The organism is Streptomyces sp. NPDC036815, assembly GCF_055609205.1.
Genome location: NZ_JBVJPW010000008.1, coordinates 349,078 through 368,918 on the forward strand (window position 1 = coordinate 349,078; position 19,841 = coordinate 368,918).

Here is a 19,841-nt window from a genome sequence, read left to right on the forward strand (position 1 = left end):
CAACAGGCATGTCCCGACACCTCCATGCCTCACCCAGCCGGTGACCGGCACGCGATGTCGCCGTGGATCTTAGCAGCGCTCCCCCGGCGGCAGGTATGGACTTGTCCGCGCGAGCTCCGTACGCTCGGCCGCACCATGGCGTGAGAGCGCTCTCAAAAGCTCAACTCCCGCTCACCGCACCCCTGTTGGAATCGTTGGAACGACGAGAGGACCCCCTGTGAGACGCAAGTCCAGCACCCGCCTCGGTCTGTCCGCCGTACTCCTGACGGCCGCCTGTGTCGGCACCGGCCTCACCCCCGTCACCGCCGCCGCCGACAGTGGGGGCACCACCCGGGCCCCCGCCTCCGACGGTCTGTTGAAGGCCATGCAGCGCGACATGGGCCTCGGCCCCGCCGCCGCCCGCGAGCGGCTCGCCGACGAGAAGCGGGCCGTCAGGACCGAGCGCACGGCGAAGAAGGCGGCCGGTGCGGCCTACGGCGGGTCGTGGTTCGACGCCGGGCGCGGGCGGCTCACCGTCGCCGTGACCGAGCGGGGCGCGGCCGCGGACGTCCGTGCGGCCGGTGCCGACGTGCGGTTCGTGGAACACAGCGCCGCGGGCCTCGACGCGGCGAAGGCGCGCGTCGACAAGCTCAAGGCGCCCTCGGGTGTAGCCAGTTGGCGCGTCGACGTACAGGCCAACCGCGTCGTCGTGGACGTCGTCGAAGGCCACCGCGCCGACAACGATGTCACGGCCTTCCTGCGCCGCGCCCGCGAAGCCGCGCCGGTGCGGGTGGGCACGGTCCCCGAGGGCCCGAGCACCTTCGCGGCGGGGACGGTCGGCGGCGACCCGTACTACACGGGCAACGTCCGCTGCTCCATCGGCTTCTCGGTGCACGGCGGCTTCGTCACGGCCGGGCACTGCGGCCGGGCGGGCGCGGGCGTGCGCGGCTGGGACGGCTCCACCATCGGTTCGTTCCAGGGCTCTTCGTTCCCCGACAACGACTACGCGTGGGTGTCCGTCGGCAACGGCTGGTGGACCGTGCCGGTCGTGCTCGGCTGGGGCACCATCCCCGACCGGCTGGTGCGCGGCTCGGCGGAGGCGCCGGTCGGCTCGTCGATCTGCCGCTCCGGTTCCACCACGAAGTGGCACTGCGGCAACCTGCTCGCCAAGAACGAGACGGTCAACTACTCGGACGGCACCGTCGTCCACCAGCTCACCAAGACCAGCGTCTGCGCCGAGGGCGGTGACTCGGGCGGCTCGTTCATCAGCGGCGACCAGGCCCAGGGCGTGACGTCGGGCGGCTGGGGCAACTGCGGCAGCGGTGGCGAGACGTGGTTCCAGCCGGTGAACGAGATCCTCCAGCGGTACGGGCTGACCCTGCACACCGCCTGATTCCGCTCGTCCGTCCAACTCCGTCCGACGGGATACGGGGGGACAGGGGCGCCCGGCGACCGGCCGGGAACCCCTGCCCTTCCGGTTACAGCAGCGTCCGAGGGTCGACCCCGCCCGGAAGCAGCTTCACCTCCGCCACCCCGCGCGTGCCGAAGCCCGCCTCGTCCAGCGCCCTGCGCGTCTTGGTGACGGCGAGGTCCACGGCCTCGCCCGGGGTGCGCGACTCGATCTGGAAGGCGCCACCGGCCGACGCGGCCGCACCGGCCGGGCCGCGGCTCGGGGTCGTGGCCGTCGCGGCGAACTCGTGGGCCCCGTCCATGATGTCCATGAGCTGGTCGCACAACTCCGCCCCGTCCGGGGCGGGAGTGGTCAGCAGCAGCTCGACGTGCACTTCCCACGCGTCCACGCGCGCACCCTCTTCCGCTGCGGTCACGGCGCCTTCACGTAGCGCTGCTTGCTGTCGGCCTTCGCGCTCGTCCCCTTGTACGGGGAGACGATCTGGGCGGTCGAGTGGCCCCAGAAGTTCGCCGAGTACTTGACCTTCTTGCCGTTCGTCACCGGAGTGTAGAACGTGGCCGTGTTGCCGAGCGTGCCCATCTTGCGCGTCTCCGAGGACGTCGCCGCGGTCTGCTCGAACTGGCCCGAGTAGTACTTCAGCTTCCCGGTCACCTTCACCCGGACCGTGGGAATGTTGCCGAAGCACTGCACCCGCGTCTTGTAGATGACGCTCTTCGCGCCCTTCGACCAGTGCGGGGTGTCGGCCGTGACCTTGCAGTAGGCCTGCTTCACGTCCCGCTTCATGGGCGGACGCGCGGCCGTGGGCGCGGCGATCTCCGTGATCACCGTCTGCGCCGAACGGCCCTCGCCGCGCACGCTCTCCCCGCCGCCGTGCCCCGGCTCCACCGCCCCCGCGGAGGTGGCGAAGAGGAGGCTCCCGAGAAGGGAAGCGGACACCCCGACGCCGTAGCAGATGCGACGCGCAGACTTTTCCATGTGATGAACCCTCGTTTTGGCTGACAGCATGCAGAACCCCGTGGTCAGGGACAAGGTCATCCTTGCCTGATCAGGCGACGATCAGTCGGTGTCACGGCATGTCGATCATCACGCTGTGCGGAAGCAACCGAGGGCGGTCTCAAGCCGTCTGACTACTTTTCACGCCTGAGTGAGGGGTGTGACGGCTCAGAGGGGCTGGAGCCGGCGCCGCAGGAGGCAGAACTCATTGCCTCCGGGATCGACCAGAACGTGCCAGTTCTCCTCGCCGGTCTGGCCGACGTCCGCGTGCTCGGCCCCGAGCGCGAGCAGCCGCTCCAACTCGGCGTCCTGGTCGCGGTCGGTGGCGTTGACGTCGATGTGCAGCGGCAGCTTCCCGGTCCGGGGGGCGCTGCTCGGACTGAGGACGAGCGTGGGCTGCGGTCCGCCGAAGCCCACGCCGGGCGGCCCGATCTCGATGCTTCCGTCGTCCTCGCGGCCGAGTTCCACGTAACCGAGTACGTCACACCAGAACGCGGCGAGCCGCTCGGGGTCGGCGCAGTCGAGGACGAGCTCACTGATGCGGCATGCCATGGCGGCAGTGTACGTACGCGGTACGGGAGTTGCCGGTGAGGCGCGGATCAGGGGGCCTGGGGGAGGGAGAGAAAGGCGATCCAGGCGTCCGGGGCGACGGTGAAGTGCGGGCCGTCGGGGTTCTTGGAGTCGCGGATGTGGATGGCGGTGGGGTGAGCGGCGATTTCGAGGCACTGGCCCCCCTCGTCGCCGCTGTAGCTCGACTTCCGCCAGTTGTAGGCGACTTCGAGGCACTGCCCGCCTTCGCTGCCGCTGTAGCTGGACTTGAACCACTCAAGCGCGGTGCTGCCGCTCATTGCTCTCCTAGCAGACGGTCCAACAGGTCCCTGGAATCCTCCGCGTTGAGGGCCTGTGTTCGCAGCATCGCATACTTCTGGGTCAGGATCGCTACCTCGTCGGGATCCGCGATCAGCTGGCTACCGCGTTGGGTCTCGGTGTAGGCAAGCCGCTGATGCTCAGGGGTCTCTAGCAGGACAAAGGACCCGCCAAGTCCCGCGTGTGTGCTGCGTCCGAGTGGGAGGATCTGGAGAGCCAGGCCGGGGAGTTCGGCGTACTCGCGTAGGCGACGGACCTGTTCGACGAACACCACTGCGCCACCGAGCCGGTCCCGCAGGGGCGCTTCCCAGATCACGAAGCTGGTTGTCGGCGGTACCTTGCGGTGCAAGATCGTCTGGCGCTCCATGCGGCTTGCAACGTGTTGCTCGATCTCATCCTCGTCGTAGACCGGGACGCGACTGCGGAACACTGCCCGCGCGTACTCCTCTGTCTGCAACTGTCCGGGTACGGCCAAACTGTCGTACACGGAGATCGCAATAGCCTCCCGCTCACAGTCCAGGTACTCCTCCGCCCACCGTGGAATCAGGTCCACCTCCGGCATGTTCTCGACCGCCGTCTGCAGCGTCCGCGTCGTGCCGAGGAAGTCGTCCAGCTGTACCGCCATGTCCATCTTCAACGGCCGCCGCCCCTGCTCGACGGAGGCGATCAGCTCCTCGCTGATGAGGAACTGCTGGGCCAGGGACCGCTGCGTGTACCCGGCCGCCTCCCGGTGGACCGCAAGCAGCGCGCCCACCATCCGCATCGCGGACGCGTTCCTGCGTGATCGTCGTTTTGGGCTGCTCATACGGTGCAACTCCCCACCCCAGGCCGTGCCTTCACACAGCGAACCCGTACAGCTCAGCCGTACGGGTTCACGTACTGCTTCATCATGGGCACGGAGAGTGACTCTCGTCACGTGAACCGAGAAAGTTTCTACCGGCGCGAACGCCGGTCGGTCCCCGCGGCCCGCGCCTTCACCGCCGCCGCCCTGGTGGACTGGGGCATCGAGGGCGAGCGCGCGGACGACATCACGCTCTGCGTGAGCGAGCTGGCGACCAACGCACTGCTGCACGGCGTGCCGCCGGGGCGGGGTTTCCGGCTGTATCTGGGCCACGAGGCCGACGTACTGCGGGTCGCGGTGCACGACAGTGGTGACGGATGGCCGAGGCTCGACCTCGAAGAGCGCGAGGACGACGAGTCGGGGCGCGGGCTGCTGCTCGTGGCGGCCCTGTCCGACAAGTGGGGGGTCGCGGAGCGGCTGCCCGGCAAGACGGTGTGGTGCGAGTTCGCCCTCGCGTCACCCCTGCTCGCGTCACGCCTTCTTTTTGCGGTCGAACCAGATCGTGGCGAGGGTCGGGACGAGGCCCGCCCAGAACAGCGCCTGGGGCACGGTCCGTTCGGACCACGGGACCTCCGCGAGGAGCAGCGCGCAGAGCATGGCCCAGGCGGCCTGGGCGAGGACGATACGGGGCCACTTGCGGCGGTGGATCACGGAGCGCAGGTTGATCCGGATGCCCGCGCGCAGGCGGCGGTACCGGAGCAGGGCGCCCACGGCCCAGATCGCGGCCATCGGCACGAGGAACCAGAGCCGTTGGCCGAGTGGGACGGGGAGGTCGCGCGGGGTCTCGCCCTCGGTGACGAAGACGTCGAGGCCCGCTGCGGTGAGGGCTAGGCAGAGCAGGGCGAGCCAGCGGATGCCGCGCAGCATGCGGTACGAGGCGTCGTCGAGGCCCTGCCGCATCTCCCGGGAGTCCGGGGCGGCGGCCAGCGCGTCGGCGTACAGGGTGGCGGCCTCGGTGGCCTTGACGCCGGGCGCGGCGGCCGCCTTGCGGGTCTGGCGGGCGAGCGCGTAGGGATGGCTGGGGTCGAGGCGCAGGATGGCGTGGTCCAACTGGTCGGCGACCGTGCTGTTGCTGGCCAGGTCGGCTATCTGCCAGGCGACTTCGTGCGCGTAGACCTCTTCGGGGCCGAGGCGCAGCGCCTCCATGGCGAGGTCGCCCGCCTCGCGCAGGGGGGCTTCCAGCTGCGCCGCGGTGATCGTGCCGCCGCCCGCCCGGCCGATGCGGACCAGGCGGATGCGCCAGACGACGTCGGCGAGGAAGGCGTACGCGTACCAGTACTCGGGGGCGAGGCGGATCGCCTCGCGGAGCACGCCCTCGGACTCCTGCCAGCGGGTGCCGCCGAGGCCGCGCAGGGCGTGGGCGCGCATCATGAGGCCGCCGACGTCCTCGGGGTCGAGCGCGAGGGCCCGGTCCGTCGCTTCGAGGGCCTTCTCGTGCTGATCGGCCCGTACGTGACAGAGCGCCAGCTTGGCCCAGGCGCGGATGTCGTCGGGGTCCTCGGCGAGGCGCTGCCCGAGCAGGGCCTCGGCCTCGTCGTACCGCTTGAGCTGGATGAGCCCATCGGCCCGCTCCACGGCGGGGTGCACAGTGCCGGTGCTCACAGTTTCCGCTTCTTCTTGAGGTAGGTGACCAGGTCGTCGTACATGCCGCCGTCGTTGGCGAACATCGCCACGTTGCGGGCGGAGGCGAACCACGGGTCGCTGGAGGGCGGGATCGTGGCGGCCGCGTCCATCAGGTCCGTCATGCCGATCATGCGGACGGTGCCGGTGCGCGCGGAGTCGAGCAGGGCGCGCTCGGCGGCGGCCTCGCAGAGGTGGGCGAGGTCGGCGCCGGACAGGCCGTCGGTGGCCTTGGCGAGCTTGCGCAGGTCGATGCCGGCGACGGGGCGCTCGCGCAGGTGGTAGCGGAGGATGGCCTCGCGGGCGGGGGCGTCGGGCGGCAGGACGAGGAGGGTGCGGTCGAGGCGGCCGGGGCGGCGCAGGGCGTTGTCCACGTCCCAGGGGACGTTGGTGGCGGCCAGCACGAACACGCCCTCGTTGGCGTCGGCGTCGATGCCGTCGAGCTCGGTGAGGAGCTGGTTGACGGTGTTGCGCATGCCGCTGTGCGCGGTGCGGCTGCGTTTGGCGCCGAGGGCGTCGAGCTCGTCTAGGAAGAGGACGCAGGGGGCCTGGCGGCGGGCCGTCGCGAAGACCTCGTGCATGTTGCGCTCGGAGTTGCCCATCCACATGTCGAGCACGTCGTTGATGGAGATGGACAGGAAGTTGGCGCCGAGCTCGCCCGCGACGGCGCGGGCGATGAAGGTCTTGCCGCAGCCGGGCGGCCCGTAGAGCAGGAGCCCGCCGCGCAGGCTCTTGCCGTACAGCTTGCGGAGTTCGGGGTTGCGGAGGGGAGCGAGGAAGGCGGCTTCCAGGCGGTCCTTGACGTCCCGCATCCCGCCGACGTCGGCGAGCCGCAGCCCGTTGGGGGCGTTCACTTCCCAGGCGGGGGCGTGGGCGGGGCCGTCGTCGCCGTCGGCGGCGTGCGGGGCCTCGGGGCCGCGAGGGGTCTCGACGAAGCGGGGCGGGACGACGTCGCCGACCTGGTCCTCGGCGGCCTGCCAGTTGAATCCGGCGGGAGGCGTCCGGGGTGCCGGTGACTCCGGAGGTGCCTGGGGTGCCTGGGGTGCCTGGGACTCCGGAGGGGCCTGCGGTGCTCGCGGTGCGCCCATGGCGCGCACCATCAACTCCCTGGCCTGCGGGTCGCCCGGCGCGTGCTGCAGGGCGACGGCGGCCTCGGCGACCGCTTCGTCCTGGTGCCCGCCCGCGATGAGCAGCTCCGCGAGGTGCAGCCGCAGCGGCACGTCGTCGGGCGCGCCCGCGACGGCTGCGCGCAGGCTCTGGATCAAGGGGGAGTGCTCGGGCATGGGATGAGGATACGGGGGTGTACGGGCGGTGTTCGAGGGGCGTTTCGGGAGGTGGGAGGGGTCTGTGGGACGGGACATCAAGGGTTGGCCGAGGGTGGTGCGTTGTCGGGGCCGCCTGCTGTGACGAGTCCGGTTTCGTAGGCGAGGACGACGGCCTGGGCGCGGTCGCGCAGGGTCAGCTTGGAGAAGATTCGGGCGACGTGGGTTTTCACGGTCGCCTCGCTGAGTGTGAGCTGCTGGGCGAGTTCGGTGTTGGACAGGCCCTGGCCCATGAGGGTCAGCACCTCCCGCTCGCGTGGCGTCAGTGTGGTCAGGTCCCGATGGACGGCCGGGGCAGCGGCTGCCCGGCCCGGGCCCGCGCCCGACGTCGGTACGTCAGAGGCGAAGCGCTCCACGAGGCGGCGGGTGATCGCGGGCGCGAGAAGGGCGTCGCCGGTGTCGACCAGGCGTACGGCGGCGGCCAGGTGCGCGGGGGTGACGTCCTTGAGGAGGAAGCCGCTGGCTCCGGCGGCGAGGGCGGCGTACACGTACTTGTCGAGATCGAAGGTGGTCAGCATGATCACCCGGCAGTCCGGGGCCTGGGCGAGGATGCGGCGGGTGGCTTCCAGGCCGTCCATACGCGGCATACGGATGTCCATCAACACCACGTCGGGCCGTAGTTCCCGCACGGCGGCTACGGCCTGGACGCCGTCGGACGCTTCGCCCACGACGTCGATGCCGCGGGCGGTGAGGATCATTCGGAAGCCGGTGCGCAGCAGTTCTTGGTCGTCAGCGATCACGACGCGCGGGGCGGCGGCAGTGGGCTCGATGGGCATGGTCACGGGCGGTCCAGGGGGATGCGGGCGCGTACGCGGTAACCGCCGCCGAGACGGCGACGGGCGTCGAGGTCGCCGCCGTAGACGCAGACGCGTTCGTGCAAGCCGAGCAGTCCGCGTCCGGTGCCGTCCGCCTGTTCTCGGACCCGTCCGGTGGAGGCGGGTGCCGTGCCTGACAGGACGCTCGGTCCGCTGTTGAGGACTTCGACGCGCAGGTGGTTGTCGGCGTAGCGCACCGTTACTTCGGCTTTCGTCCCGTCTCCGTGTTTGAGCGCGTTGGTCAGGGCTTCCTGGATGATCCGATAGGCGGTGACGTCGATCCCGGTCGGCAGCGGGCGCGGCTCGCCGGAGATCCGTATTTCGACGGGCAGCCCGGCGAAGGCAATTTTGTCGATGAGTGGGGTGAGCCTGCTCAGGCTGGGCTGCGGCGACAGGTCCACGTCGTAGGGCTCGTCCTCACCGTCCTGGGCGGGGGCGAGCAGGCCGAGCAGGTGCCGCAGTTCGGTCATGGTGTTGCGGCCGGCGGTTTCCACGGCGCCCATCGCGGCAGCGGCTTCCTCGGGAAGCGTGCTCAGCACCTCTCGGGCGGCTCCGGCCTGGACCACCATGACGCTCACGTTGTGGCTGACGATGTCGTGCAACTCCGCGGCGATCCGAGCCCGTTCGGCACCGACTGCGGCCCGTGTCGCGCTCTCGCGCTCGCGTTCCAGCAGCCAGCCGCGCTCCTCGATGGCCTTGCGGTACCGGCGTCGCGCCCCCACTGCGGCCACGGCCAGCCACCCGGCGGCACCGACTGCCGCGGCCAGGGCGATGATCAGCACTGTCGTCAAAGGTTCCCCCACGTGATCATCTTCGCAGGTGTGCGCCGCGGCTGACATCGGCCTGCCGGACACGGCTCGTACATCCCCAGGATGACCCGCGCCCGCGGATACATCCGGGGGGCGACGATCAGCGATCGCGGCCCGGCCTAGGTTTCGGGGCATGAGAAACGATCACGATGAAGCCCGGCAGACAGTGGTACGGCTGGACGGCGTGCACAAGGAGTTCGGCGACGCGAAAGCCCTGGACGGTCTCTCGCTGGAGATCAAGGCGGGTGACGCGGTCGCGGTGATGGGGCCTTCCGGCTGCGGCAAGTCCACCCTGCTCAACATGGTGGCCGGTCTGGACCGGCCGACCTCGGGCACGGTCGAGGTCCAGGGACACGACTTGGGCAAGCTGAACGAAACGGGCCTGGCGCTGTTCCGGCGCCGCCACGTCGGCATGATCTTCCAGTTCTTCAACCTCATCGACGACCTGCCCGTCCTGGACAACGTGGCACTGGCCGCGCAGCTGACCGGCACCCCGGCCAGGCAGGCGCGCCGCCGGGCCCTGGAGCTGCTGGACGAACTGGGTGTCGCCAAGCGGCGCAACAACTACCCGGCGACGCTCAGCGGCGGCGAGCGCCAACGCGTCGCCGTGGCACGGGCGTTGATGAACCGCCCTGCCCTGCTCCTCGCGGACGAGCCGACCGGCGCTCTGGACAGCCGGTCGGGCGAGCAGGTGATGGATCTGCTGATCGACCTCAACCAGATCGGCCAGACCCTGCTGATCGTCACCCACGACCCGCAGCTGGCCACCCGCTGCGCCAGCCGGCTGGTGGAGGTCGCCGACGGTCAGGTCGCCCGTGAGCGCACGCTGGAGGTTTCGGCATGAGGGCCGTGTGGAGAGCCTCGCGCGCCGCAGTGAAGCGCCGCCGGGTCCAGACCTTCGTGATCGGTCTCGTGGTGTTCTGCTCCACCACGACCGTCCTGCTCGCGCTCACCCTGCTGACTGCCGTGTCCAGCCCCTTCGACAAGGCGTACGCCGAGCAGCGCGGCGCGCACGCGGCCGCTTCCTTCGACACCACGAAGGCATCCCCGGAACAACTGGCCCGTACCGCGAATCAGCCCGGCGTGGAAGCCGCCGCGGGCCCGTTCGGACAAGCCATCGTCGACATCCCCAAGGACTGGCTGTGGATGGCGGGCGGCACCCTCAGCGTCGTGGGCCGGGCCGACCCGGTGGGTCCCGTGGACCGGATCGACCTGCTGGAGGGCCGGTGGGCCACCGGCACGGGTGAGATCGTCGTCAACTGGTCCGCACAGGGCTCTCCCGGCACCGAATTCCTCGGTACGAAGCTGAAGACACCTGGCGGAGCGACGCTCACCGTCGTCGGCTTCGCCACCAGCATGAGCAAGTCGGCGAGTGCCTGGGTCTCACCCGCGCAGATGACCCAACTGCATCCCACCTCCGCCCAGATGCTCTACCGCTTCACCCACTCCTCGACCGAGGCCGAGCTGAGCACCTCGCTGGCGCAGGCCACCGAGGGACTGCCCGAGGAAGCGCTCACAGGCGCGCAGACCTACCTGACCCTCAAGCGGGCGTTCTCCGCACTGGCCGACTCCTACCTCCCCTTCATGACCCTCTTCGGCATCCTCGGCCTGCTCGTCTCGGTCCTGATCGTCGGCAATGTGGTCAGCGGCGCGGTGGTCTCCGGCTTCCGGCACATCGGGGTCCTCAAGGCCCTGGGATTCACCCCCAACCAGGTCGTCGCCGTCTATCTGACGATGCTCTCCGTACCGGCTGTGGTGGGCTCCGTGCTGGGCACCCTGGCCGGCACTGCACTGGCCGGACCGATCATGAAAGTCGCCTTCACCGGCATCGAGGTCGGCCGGGCCACGGTCGGTGAGGTCAGCCCCTGGGCGACCGTGGCCTGCCTGCTGGGCATGCCCGCCCTCGTCCTGTTCACCGCACTGATCCCCGCCCTGCGGGCCCACCGACTGCCCGCCGCGCAGGCGATCAGCGCCGGCGGCGCCCCCCGCACCGGGCGTGGACTGCGTATCCAGCGGATGCTCGGCGCCACCCGCCTACCACGCCCGGTCAGCCTGGGCCTGGGCCAGCCCTTCGCCCGCCCCGCCCGCACCCTGCTGACCCTGGCCGCCATCGTCCTCGGCGTCACCACCGTCACCCTGTCCACCGGCCTGACCAGCACCCTGGTCGCCTACGGCGACCTCGGCAAGGAGGACGGAGGCGCCCGCATCCAGGTCACCACCGGCGGGCCCGGCGGAGGCAAGACCTCGCCCCTCCTCGACGACCAGGAGATCGAGGCACGGCTGAGCGCCCTGCCAGGCGCGCAGGGGGTGCGGGCCCGCGCGCTGTCCCAGGCGAACATGACCGGCCAGAACCAGCCCGTCTTCGCCGACTTCTACCGCGGCGACAACTCCCTCTACGAGCACACCATCGTCAAGGGCCGCGCCCCGAAGGCGGCCGGCGAGATCGTGGCAGGACCGGCCTTCCTCATCCAACGCGGCCTGAAGATCGGCGACCAGACCACTCTGGAACTGAACGGCAAGAAAATCACCGCAACTGTCGTGGGCCAGGTCGTCGAGGGCAACGCCCGTGCCCTGGAAGCGACTTGGGACACCTTGACCCGGCTCGCACCGGACGCCCGCGCCACCGAGTACACCGTCCGTCTCGCCCCCGGCGCGGACGCCCGCGCTTACGCCGAAGCAGCCGGGAGACTCGACCCGGCCGTGCACGCCTCCGTCCTGGACGACGGGAACGCCGGCACCACCACCGTCATCACCTTCTCCGTCGTGTTCACCGTGCTGCTCACCCTGGTCGCCTCGCTCGGCGTCTTCAACACCGTCCTCCTCAACACCCGCGAGCGGCGAAGGGACCTGGGCATGCTCAAGTCCATCGGCATGACACCCCGCCAGGTGATCCTGATGACGGTGACCTCGGTCGCCGGCCTCGGCGCCGTCGGCGCACTCCTCGGCATCCCCCTCGGTATCGCGGCCCACCGCCTCGTCGTGGACCACGTCGGAGTGATCGACTTCCCCCAGGCCATGAAGGACGTCTGGCACGCACCCCAACTGGCCGCGATGCTTCTGGCAGGCGTCACGATCGCCGTACTCGGCGCCCTGATCCCCGCTCGGACGGCGGCCCGCACCACCATCGCGACGGTGCTGCACACCGAGTAGCGCGCTCGAAGCCGGCCTCTCGAAACAGTCACGACGAGGCCCCGGGTTCCAGTGAATCACCACCGACCGCACCTGTGACGCAGTCCTGGGCTGCCCTCATCATCGGCCCAGGACCTTGATTTCCTCATCAAAGGGTGTTGCGGAGTTCTTGAAGGGCTGGGGTTTTTGAGGGAGTTGTTGAGGGCTCACTGGCGTCGTGACAACCCTAACCGAGGCGCTCGGCGCCGACGACGATCTCCTTGTCGCCTTCCCTCTCCACCGAACCGAGATCCGCATCGGGTACGCGCGGGTGTCCACCGGCGGGCAGAACCTCGATCGGCTACTCGACGCCCTGAACGCGGCGCCCGGGTGCCGGCGCATCTTCGCCGACAAGAAGTCCGGCAAGAACGCGCAGCGACCCGAACTGAAGGCGTGCCACGCCTTCCTCCAGGAGGGCGACACGCTCGTCGTCCCGTCGCTGGACCGCTACGGCCGCAGCCTCCAGGACCTGGTGAACATGGTCGCCGAGTTGCGCACGCGAGGGATCGGCTTCACCTCGCTGCACGAGCGGCTCGACACCACCACCCCGGGAGGCCGCCTGGTCTTCCACGTGTTCGCCGCGCTCGCGGAGTTCATCCGGGAGCTGATCGTGCAGGGGCAAGGGCGGCGACTGGGGAACCGACCTGCCGCGCCTGGACGCCTCCAACCGGCGCCTCCTGCTGGGCGCGCTCGCCTGGGCCGCCGGCGGGCAGAGCGCCGCGCACCCTACATCCTCGACGAGCAACCGCCACCCGCGCCGCCCCGGCCCAAGCTCCACGCGGTCGACTGACCGCACGATCGGGTGGCCCGGCGCCAACAGCACCTTGGGAGGACGCCGGTTCCGCGAAGATGCGGCCATGCCCATCACCACCGCCGTGAACGCTCAGGCCGCCCTCCTCGACCACCCCGAGGGAGCGATCCCGCACCTGCTGCTGCAAGACCCGCAGTAGCAGGTGACAGTGTCGGGGTCCGACACCGTGACCACGTTCGTCGCCGCCGCGCTCGGCGCCGGTCTCCACCTGGCACCACGCAACAGCACCCTGTCCGTACCCGCGGCCGAGGGGTGGCAGGTCAGTCTGTCCAAGGGCCTGCTGAGCGTGCATTCGCCCCGCCTGAGCGCCCCGTTCCTACACCCGTTGCGCCTCACCCTGCCGCCGGGATGGCGCCGCGCGACCCAGAAGCTGGGCGCCGTCCTCATTTTCGCAGGCGACTGCCGCGGGGACCACCAACCGGAGGCCATGCGGCGCCTTCTGGACGCAGGGCCGCCCGACTCCCTCGAAGGGATCGTCCGCGGCGTCGTGCGCACCTCGATCGGCAGCCGTCTCGAAGTCCCGCAACTGCTCCGGGCCTTCGCGGAACAGGGGCCCCGGGCCCCGGAGCTGCTGGAGAAGCTCGGCCGCCACGAGCGGGAACGGGTCGCCTACGTACAGGAGTTGCTGGAGAACCACCCCGAGGCCCGGGTCCAGGACACCTACGTGGCCGCCCGGCTCTTCGTCTCCACCGCCGAACTCCTGGTCCACCAGCTCGTCGCCGCACCCGACCCGATCGGCCTGGAGCGTCTGGAGAACGAGCTGGTGGCCATGCTCACGCGCTATCTGACCGCCGCACCGCCGAGCGAACCGTCGAGCGCCCAGCCGAGCGACTAGAGCCCGTCCCGGACAGCGCGACCGTCAGCGACAGCCGGACCGGCGGGGGCAGCGGCGCGACGTCGGGCTCGGCCCGCAGGCCCTGGATCAGCAGCGCGGCGAAGCGCCGTGAGGCGGCCACCGAGGCGGCCGGTGCGGGGGCCCGGATGCCGCTGTTGGCCATGAGCACCATGACCAGGTCGTCCGGGACGAAGTCCGGGCGCAGCTTGCCCGCCGCCTTGGCCCTGCGGGCGAGTTCGGCGACCTTGCCCAGGGCCTGCCCGCGGTCCGCGGCGAAGTCGATCGCGCGCGGGAAGGCCGCGGCGAACGCCGCGGTGAAGCCCCGGTCCCGCGCCTGCATTGCGCACACCGCCTCGATCACCAGACAGAAGCCGCGCCACGGGTCCGGATCGGCCAGCGCCTCGTCGACGACGGCCGTGCAGGCCGTCATCTGCTCGCGGAAGGCCTCGGTGACCAGCTCCTCCTTGGTCGGAAAGTGCCGGTAGAGGGTGGCGGGTCCGACCTCGGCGGTCCGTGCGATCTCGCGCATCGCCACGTCGAGGCCCCGCTCGGCGAACGTCGTGCGGGCCGCGGCGAGGATCCGCTCCCGGTTGTCCCGCGCGTCGGAGCGCGGGGAGTGAGGCAAAGGCTTCGTCACCGCTCTCACTTTAGCCAAACGGACGGGGTGTTCCGTTAGCGTCCGACGGCATGAGAGCACTGACCTTCGCCGCGTACGGTCCCGCGAGCGTCCTGGAAGTCACCGAGGTACCGGAACCACACGCCGGACCCGGCCGCATACGGGTGGGCGTGCGGGCATCGGGCCTCACGCCCGCCGACTGCCGCCTCCGTTCGGGCGGGTTCCGCGAGATGGCGCCGCTGCGGCTGCCGCACGTGCTCGGCATGGACGCCGCGGGTGTGGTCGACGAGGTCGGCGCGGGGGTGGCCGGGGTCCGGCCGGGCGACGAGGTCTTCGGCATCGTCGACGTCGCGGAGCTCGGCGGCGCGAACGCCGAGTACGCCGTCCTGGCCGCCTGGGCGCCGAAGCCGGAGGCGCTGAGCTGGGAGCACGCCGGCGGAGCGGCCGGGAACGTCGAGACCGCCACGCGGGTCCTCGACCGCCTGCGGGCGGGCACCGGCACGACCGTGCTGATCGAGGGCGCGGCCGGTGGGGTCGGCACGGTCGCCGTCCAGCTCGCGGTGGCCCGCGGCGCGACCGTCATCGGCACGGCCGGCGCGCACAACCACGCGTTCGTGGCGGGCCTCGGGGCGACGCCGACCACCTACGGCCCGGGGCTGGGCGAGCGGGTCGCCGCCCTCGCACCGGACGGAGTCGACGCCGTCCTGGACTGCGCCGGATCCGGCTCGCTGCCCGACCTGGTGGAGCTCGCCGGAAGCCCGGACCGGGTGGTGACCATCGCCGACAGGGACGCCGCGACGTACGGGGTCCACCAGTCCCGCTCGGCGGGCCCGGGAGCGGATCCGCAGGCGGTCGAAGGGCTCGCCGTGGCCGCCGCGCTCGCCGGGGAAGGCCGCTTCACCGTGCCGGTCGCGGCCGCCTTCCCCCTTGAGGACGCGGCCGCGGCCCACCGGTTGAGCGAGACCGGCCACGCCCGGGGAAAGATCGTGCTCGTCCCGTAGGGGGCCGAACGAGCACGAGAAGATCCCGGTGCCGCGCCGTTGACGCACGACGCGGCACCGGGATCCGTCGCGATCGGGCCGCGACCACCGAACGGGTCAGGAGAGCAGCTCCACCTCCGCCAGCGTCGCGGAGCCGTCCGGCACCAGCCGGTAGTGCCCGTACGTCCCCGGGCGGGCGACCGTGAAGACCCGGGTCTGCTGGTCCCAGGTGAAGGACTCGCCCGAACGGCGGTCCAGGGTCCGCCACTTCGTGCCGTCCTTCGACCCCTGGAGCACCCAGCCGCGCGGCGCCTTCGCCCTGTCGGCGGACGACGTCAGCGTGTACTGCACCGCCTCGGTCCTCTTGCCGACCGGCAGCTCCACCGCCGAGTCCACCGCGGCGTCGGTGGCCGAGGAGTCGTCGAACAGGGCGCCCCGGCCCGTGACCGCGTCCTTCCTGGGGGAGGGGACCTCGTCGTCCTTCGTGATCGACGCGGGCTGGGCGTTCCTGCCGGAGCCCCAGGCCGACGGCTTCGGGCCCATGTCGAATTCGAGGACGCCGCCGCGCGCGACCACCTCGTGCGGCAGCGCGGTCGAGGTCCACTTCTTGCCGTTGACCCTGAGCCCCTGCACGTACACGTTCTTCGCGCTGTTCTTCGGCGCCTTGACGACCAGGTCGCGGCCGTTGTCGAGGTGCACGGTCATCTTCGTGAACTGCGGTGATCCGATGGCGTATTCACCGCTGCCCATGACCAGGGGGTAGAAGCCGAGCGAGGAGAAGAGGTACCAGGCCGACTGCTCGCCGTTGTCCTCGTCGCCGTGGTAGCCCTGCCCGATCTCGCTGCCGGTGTAGAGGCGGGAGAGGACCTCGCGGACCTTCTCCTGCGTCTTCCACGGCTGCCCGGCCGCGTCGTACATGTACGCGACGTGGTGGGCGACCTGGTTGGAGTGGCCGTACATGCCCATGCGGACGTCGCGCGCCTCGGTCATCTCGTGGATGACGCCTCCGTAGGAGCCCGCGAACTCGGCGGAGCCGGTCTCGGGGGTCGCGAAGTACGTGTCCAGCTTCTTGCCCAGACCGGACCGGCCGCCGTAGAGGTTGGCCAGGCCGCGCGAGTCCTGCGGGGCGGTGAAGGCGTAACCCCAGGCGTTGGTCTCCGTGTAGTCGTAGCCCCACACGCGCGGGTCGAACTTCTCCGAAGGCACCCGCCAGACCCCCTTGGCGTCCTTGCCCTGGAAGAAGCCGGGGGCGGTGCCCGCGCCCGCCGCCTTGTCGTCGAAGAGGTTCACGTAGTCGCGGGCACGGTTGAGGAAGTACGCCGACTCCTCCTTGTAGCGCTTCTTGCCCGTCTTCTTGTGGAGGGCCGCGCCCATGCGCGCGATGCCGTAGTCGTTGAGGTAGCCCTCCAGCGCCCACGACAGGCCCTCGTGGGTGTCGCTGCTCGTGTAGCCGAGGAACGGCGAGGTCTTCATGCCCTTGCGGCCGACGCCCGAACTCGGCGGCACCACCGTCGCGTTCTTCAGCGCCGCGTCGTACGCGGCCTCGGCGTCGAACTTCACGCCCTTGACGTACGCGTCGGCGAACGCGACGTCCGACGACGTGCCCGTCATCAGATCCGCGTAGCCCGGCGAGGACCAGCGCGAGGTCCAGCCGCCGTCCTTGTACTGCTGCACGAAGCCGTCGACCAGTTCACCCGCCTTCTTCGGGGTGAGCAGGGAGTAGGCGGGCCACGTCGTGCGGTAGGTGTCCCAGAAGCCGTTGTTCACATACGGCTTGCCCTCGACGATCTTCGCCCCGGTGTGGGTCGGGGTGTCGGGCCCTGTCTGCGGCGAGAACGGGGACGCGTACTTGTACGTCGCCCTGCCGCCACTGCCCGAACCCACCTTCTCGAAGCCCGAGTTGGGGTACAGGTACAGCCGGTAGAGGGAGGAGTAGAGGGACGTGCGCTGGCCCTCGCTCGCGCCCTCGACCTCCACCTTGCCGAGGATGTCGTCCCACGCCTTCTGCGCGCGATTCCTCACGCGGTCGAAGGAGGTGCCGGACGGGATCTCCTGGGCCAGGTTGTCCTTCGCCTGGTCCAGGCTGATCAGGGACGTCGCCAGGCGGAGGCTGACGGTGCGGTCCTTGCCCGGCGCGAAGCGCAGGTAGCCGGTGACGTCGCCGCCACCACCGCCCTCCAGCTTGCCGCCCGCGGTGACGGGCGCGTCGAAGACCCCGTACACGAAGAGCCGCGTCGCGCCCGTCGACAGGCCCGACTTGACGTCCGAGAAGCCGGAGACGACGCCCTTGTCCTCGTCGAGGGTCAGGCCGCCCTTCTCCGAGACGTTGTCGAAGATGACGCTCCCGTCGTCACCGGGATAGGTGAACTTCATCATCGCGGCGTGGTCGGTCGGCGCCATCTCGGCCTTCAGGCCGTTCTCGAAGGTCACGCCGTAGTAGTGCGGGCGCGCCGTCTCCTTCTCGTGCCGGAACGGCAGCGCCCGCTCGGTGCGCGACGCGCTCGGCGTGTCCTTGTCGGCCGACGGCATCATCTGGAACGTCTGCCGGTCGCCCATCCACGGGCTCGGCTCGTGGCTCGCGCTGAACGCCTGCATCGTCGGCAGGTTGTCGTCGTTGTTGCCGCGCGCGTAGTCGTACAGCCAGCTCAGCGAGCCCGCGTTGGTCACCGGCGTCCAGAAGTTGAAGCCGTGCGGGACCGCGGTGGCCGGGAAGGTGTTGCCGCGCGAGAAGCCGCCGCTGGAGTTGGTGCCGCGCGTCGTGTCGGCGTAGTCGGAGGGGTGCGCCTTGGGCTTCGCGGGCGCCTTCTCCTTCAGGGACACGTCGTCGAGCCAGCCGCGGAACTTCGCCGGGCCCTTGGGCGCGTCGTACGCGATCAGGATCCGGTCGACGGTCTTGCCGCCCGCGACCTGCCCGATGCGGGCGTCGACGTTGTTCCACTGGTTCACGTAGAGCGACTTGGCCGCGCCCTGGCCCCGCGGGGTCAGCGGGAAGCCGTGCTGGTCGACGGCCTTGAGGTCGCTGAGGTACGTGCCGTCGGTGAAGGCGAGGTCCACGGCGACGTTCGTGGCGGCGTAGTCACGGTCGCCCTCGGCCATCGAGGGAAAGATCCGGTAGCCGAGCTCGGTGTTCTCGCGGACCTCGACGTCGACGTCGAAGACCTTGTTGTACGAGTAGCCGCGGCCGTCCGCCTTGTGGCTGCCCGCGTAGCGCAGCGCCTGCTTTCCGGTGAACCCGGCGCGGGACTTGGCGGTGGGGGAGCCGCTGGGGCCGCGGTCCACCAGGCTCAGCATGTCCTCGGGGGCCGGGGCGTCCTCGCCGCCCACCGAGAGCTGCACGTCGGCGAGCTGGAGGGCGTCGGCCGCGCCGTTGTTGGCGGTGACGTCGAGGCGGTAGTGCGCGTAGGCCGTGGCGTTGTCGAAGTCGTACTTCTTCGTCTTGTGGCGGCCGTCGAACGTCTCGCCCTTGCGCTCGTCGAGGACCTTCCAGTCCTTGCCGTCGGTGGACCCCTTCAGGGTCCAGTCCTTCGGGTCGCGCTCGGCGTGGTCGTTGGCGGAGGTCAGCGCGTACGTCACGACCTCGGCGGGCTCGTCCAGGTCGAACTCGGCCCAGCCGTCCTTCGCGAACGTCAGCCATTTGCTGGTCGCCTCGCCGTCGACGAGGTTCGCCGCCACCTCGCCGGAGCCGGCGTTCTCCCCGCTCGCCCGGACCTCGGTGACGTGGTCGTTGACGCTGCCGGGCAGCCCCGAGCTGAACGCGCCGTTGACGCCCGAGGTCTTCTTCTCGCCGTCCGGGCCGGTCTCGACGGTGTTCAGCCAGTCGGGCTGCGCGTCGTCCTTCTCGAAGGACGAGGTGAACTCCCGCTCGGAGCGCGGGGATTGCCCGGGCCCGGCGGCGGCGGCCCCCTGTGCCGCCACGACGAGCGCGAGCGCCAGTGTCCCGGCCGCCACGGCCGAACGGGGCCCCGGGCCGGGCGGACGGTGGTGTCTGAAACGAGGTCTGCGAGCCGTGTGCGGCATCCTCAAGCCCCTCCTTGCCAGTTGGACAACGTTGTCACGATCGCTGCGCAAGGTCTAGTAGGGCGTCAAGTGTCGAGCGGTGTCAAGGCTGTTGGCGGGGGGCGGGATGGTGTAGGGGAGAGGGGTGCCCGCGTGACCCTGGAGTCGCCGCGTCAGCCCGCGGCATCCGTGCGGATCGTCCTCACGGACTCCCGGTCAGCCACGCCCCCTCGCGCATGATGACCCGGCCGCGGAGTTCCGGCTCGCCGCGCCAGGCGCGTACCGTCCGCGGGACCACGCGTAGGTAGAGGAAGGGGCCCTCCTCCGCGCGCGGGTCCCACCCGAACTTGTCGGCGAACGCCCGCGCCGCGGCTTCGGGCACCTCCTGGTCGGGGAAGCACTCCGCCTCCCCCTTGACGAGCACCACGTCGGAGGTGTCCGGCAGCGACAGGCGTACGCGCGGCTCCCCGCGGACGTTCCGCGCCGTCACGGACGTGGCCCCGGTGCACATCCATACCGCTCGCCCGTCCCACAGGAACCACAGCGGCACCTGGTGCGGCCCGTGCTCCGGATGGGACGTCGACACCCACACGTCCCGCTCGGCGGCGAGCCGCTCCAGCGTGTCGCGCGTACGCTCCGCCGTCGGGCGGCGGACGGTTCCCGTGATCTCCATGAGGCAGACCCTAGTAGTGCTTCGTTAGGTTGTGGGCTGTCTGCGGCTGCTCCGAGGGCTGGGCAGGGGGCGTCCGCAGGTGGTGCAGGTACCGGTCCAGCACCT

General features: G+C 70.8%; 18 protein-coding genes and 1 pseudogene. 7 read left to right on the forward strand and 12 right to left on the reverse strand.

Annotated elements, in window-relative coordinates; translation table 11 throughout:
- Positions 1 to 217 precede the first annotated feature (217 nt).
- A complete protein-coding gene (locus ACZ69I_RS19420; RefSeq protein WP_470833461.1) occupies positions 218 to 1,372 on the forward strand; it encodes a S1 family peptidase in 1,155 nt (384 codons plus the stop codon).
- 85 nt (positions 1,373 to 1,457) lie between these two features.
- On the opposite strand, the gene ACZ69I_RS19425 is transcribed toward ACZ69I_RS19420, so the two are convergent.
- From ACZ69I_RS19425 to ACZ69I_RS19445, 5 genes are all read right to left on the reverse strand, one after another.
- A complete protein-coding gene (locus ACZ69I_RS19425; RefSeq protein ID WP_470833462.1) occupies positions 1,458 to 1,778 on the reverse strand; it encodes a hypothetical protein in 321 nt (106 codons plus the stop codon).
- 23 nt (positions 1,779 to 1,801) lie between these two features.
- Positions 1,802 to 2,365: a hypothetical protein gene (locus ACZ69I_RS19430; RefSeq protein WP_467680141.1), complete on the reverse strand. Its 564-nt coding sequence runs from the start codon at positions 2,363 to 2,365 to the stop codon at positions 1,802 to 1,804.
- A gap of 186 nt (positions 2,366 to 2,551) precedes the next feature.
- Positions 2,552 to 2,935 (reverse strand): VOC family protein, encoded by a 384-nt coding sequence (locus ACZ69I_RS19435; RefSeq protein ID WP_470833464.1) that lies wholly within the window; start codon positions 2,933 to 2,935, stop codon positions 2,552 to 2,554.
- 47 nt (positions 2,936 to 2,982) lie between these two features.
- Positions 2,983 to 3,231 carry a DUF397 domain-containing protein gene (locus ACZ69I_RS19440; RefSeq protein ID WP_470833466.1) on the reverse strand — a complete coding sequence of 83 codons (249 nt, stop codon included), beginning with the start codon at positions 3,229 to 3,231 and terminating at the stop codon, positions 2,983 to 2,985.
- A complete protein-coding gene (locus ACZ69I_RS19445; RefSeq protein ID WP_470833467.1) occupies positions 3,228 to 4,013 on the reverse strand; it encodes a helix-turn-helix domain-containing protein in 786 nt (261 codons plus the stop codon). The genes ACZ69I_RS19440 and ACZ69I_RS19445 overlap by 4 nt, the downstream gene beginning before the upstream one ends.
- 126 nt (positions 4,014 to 4,139) lie before the next feature.
- On the opposite strand from ACZ69I_RS19445, the pseudogene ACZ69I_RS19450 reads away from it, so the two are divergent.
- Positions 4,140 to 4,529: pseudogene (locus ACZ69I_RS19450) on the forward strand (ATP-binding protein); the annotation flags it as partial.
- A gap of 33 nt (positions 4,530 to 4,562) precedes the next feature.
- Here ACZ69I_RS19450 and ACZ69I_RS19455 read toward each other — a convergent pair.
- From ACZ69I_RS19455 to ACZ69I_RS19470, 4 genes are all read right to left on the reverse strand, one after another.
- Positions 4,563 to 5,693: a tetratricopeptide repeat protein gene (locus ACZ69I_RS19455; RefSeq protein ID WP_470833468.1), complete on the reverse strand. Its 1,131-nt coding sequence runs from the start codon at positions 5,691 to 5,693 to the stop codon at positions 4,563 to 4,565.
- Positions 5,690 to 6,994 carry a tetratricopeptide repeat protein gene (locus tag ACZ69I_RS19460; protein ID WP_470833470.1) on the reverse strand — a complete coding sequence of 435 codons (1,305 nt, stop codon included), beginning with the start codon at positions 6,992 to 6,994 and terminating at the stop codon, positions 5,690 to 5,692. Before ACZ69I_RS19460 ends, ACZ69I_RS19455 begins: the two co-directional genes overlap by 4 nt.
- Before the next feature lie 77 nt (positions 6,995 to 7,071).
- Positions 7,072 to 7,809, reverse strand: a complete 738-nt coding sequence (locus tag ACZ69I_RS19465) for a response regulator (protein ID WP_467680456.1) — start codon at positions 7,807 to 7,809, stop codon at positions 7,072 to 7,074.
- A gap of 2 nt (positions 7,810 to 7,811) precedes the next feature.
- Positions 7,812 to 8,630, reverse strand: coding sequence for a sensor histidine kinase (locus tag ACZ69I_RS19470; protein WP_467680458.1), 819 nt, complete (start codon positions 8,628 to 8,630; stop codon positions 7,812 to 7,814).
- A 160-nt stretch (positions 8,631 to 8,790) separates the two neighbouring features.
- Between ACZ69I_RS19470 and ACZ69I_RS19475 the strand changes: the two genes are divergently transcribed.
- From ACZ69I_RS19475 to ACZ69I_RS19490, 4 genes are all read left to right on the forward strand, one after another.
- The gene (locus tag ACZ69I_RS19475; protein ID WP_467680153.1) at positions 8,791 to 9,501 is read left to right on the forward strand and encodes an ABC transporter ATP-binding protein; all 711 of its coding nucleotides are present in this window, start codon (positions 8,791 to 8,793) and stop codon (positions 9,499 to 9,501) included.
- Complete coding sequence (locus ACZ69I_RS19480) at positions 9,498 to 11,807, forward strand: FtsX-like permease family protein (RefSeq protein ID WP_470833472.1); 2,310 nt, start codon at positions 9,498 to 9,500, stop codon at positions 11,805 to 11,807. Before ACZ69I_RS19475 ends, ACZ69I_RS19480 begins: the two co-directional genes overlap by 4 nt.
- Before the next feature lie 196 nt (positions 11,808 to 12,003).
- Positions 12,004 to 12,615, forward strand: coding sequence for a recombinase family protein (locus ACZ69I_RS19485; RefSeq protein WP_467680157.1), 612 nt, complete (start codon positions 12,004 to 12,006; stop codon positions 12,613 to 12,615).
- Between the two features lie 187 nt (positions 12,616 to 12,802).
- Positions 12,803 to 13,471, forward strand: coding sequence for a hypothetical protein (locus tag ACZ69I_RS19490; protein ID WP_470833474.1), 669 nt, complete (start codon positions 12,803 to 12,805; stop codon positions 13,469 to 13,471).
- On the opposite strand, the gene ACZ69I_RS19495 is transcribed toward ACZ69I_RS19490, so the two are convergent.
- Complete coding sequence (locus ACZ69I_RS19495) at positions 13,410 to 14,108, reverse strand: TetR/AcrR family transcriptional regulator (protein WP_470833475.1); 699 nt, start codon at positions 14,106 to 14,108, stop codon at positions 13,410 to 13,412. The genes ACZ69I_RS19490 and ACZ69I_RS19495 overlap by 62 nt on opposite strands.
- 50 nt (positions 14,109 to 14,158) lie before the next feature.
- Between ACZ69I_RS19495 and ACZ69I_RS19500 the strand changes: the two genes are divergently transcribed.
- Positions 14,159 to 15,088: an NADP-dependent oxidoreductase gene (locus tag ACZ69I_RS19500; RefSeq protein WP_470833477.1), complete on the forward strand. Its 930-nt coding sequence runs from the start codon at positions 14,159 to 14,161 to the stop codon at positions 15,086 to 15,088.
- Between the two features lie 96 nt (positions 15,089 to 15,184).
- Here the strand turns inward: ACZ69I_RS19500 and ACZ69I_RS19505 are convergent, their stop codons facing one another.
- Positions 15,185 to 19,084 carry a GH92 family glycosyl hydrolase gene (locus ACZ69I_RS19505; protein ID WP_470833478.1) on the reverse strand — a complete coding sequence of 1,300 codons (3,900 nt, stop codon included), beginning with the start codon at positions 19,082 to 19,084 and terminating at the stop codon, positions 15,185 to 15,187.
- Positions 19,085 to 19,265: 181 nt separating this feature from the next.
- Positions 19,266 to 19,736, reverse strand: coding sequence for a pyridoxamine 5'-phosphate oxidase family protein (locus ACZ69I_RS19510; RefSeq protein ID WP_470833480.1), 471 nt, complete (start codon positions 19,734 to 19,736; stop codon positions 19,266 to 19,268).
- Between the last annotated feature and the right edge of the window lie 105 nt (positions 19,737 to 19,841).

Coding starts and splice junctions, on each gene's coding strand:
- ACZ69I_RS19475 (WP_467680153.1), top strand. CDS start 8,791: ATGAGAAACGATCACGATGAAGCCCGGCAGACAGTGGTACGGCTGGAC.
- ACZ69I_RS19505 (WP_470833478.1), bottom strand. CDS start 19,084: ATGCCGCACACGGCTCGCAGACCTCGTTTCAGACACCACCGTCCGCCC.
- ACZ69I_RS19460 (WP_470833470.1), bottom strand. CDS start 6,994: ATGCCCGAGCACTCCCCCTTGATCCAGAGCCTGCGCGCAGCCGTCGCG.
- ACZ69I_RS19510 (WP_470833480.1), bottom strand. CDS start 19,736: ATGGAGATCACGGGAACCGTCCGCCGCCCGACGGCGGAGCGTACGCGC.
- ACZ69I_RS19445 (WP_470833467.1), bottom strand. CDS start 4,013: ATGCGGATGGTGGGCGCGCTGCTTGCGGTCCACCGGGAGGCGGCCGGG.
- ACZ69I_RS19465 (WP_467680456.1), bottom strand. CDS start 7,809: ATGCCCATCGAGCCCACTGCCGCCGCCCCGCGCGTCGTGATCGCTGAC.
- ACZ69I_RS19480 (WP_470833472.1), top strand. CDS start 9,498: ATGAGGGCCGTGTGGAGAGCCTCGCGCGCCGCAGTGAAGCGCCGCCGG.
- ACZ69I_RS19500 (WP_470833477.1), top strand. CDS start 14,159: ATGAGAGCACTGACCTTCGCCGCGTACGGTCCCGCGAGCGTCCTGGAA.
- ACZ69I_RS19435 (WP_470833464.1), bottom strand. CDS start 2,935: ATGGCATGCCGCATCAGTGAGCTCGTCCTCGACTGCGCCGACCCCGAG.
- ACZ69I_RS19430 (WP_467680141.1), bottom strand. CDS start 2,365: ATGGAAAAGTCTGCGCGTCGCATCTGCTACGGCGTCGGGGTGTCCGCT.
- ACZ69I_RS19440 (WP_470833466.1), bottom strand. CDS start 3,231: ATGAGCGGCAGCACCGCGCTTGAGTGGTTCAAGTCCAGCTACAGCGGC.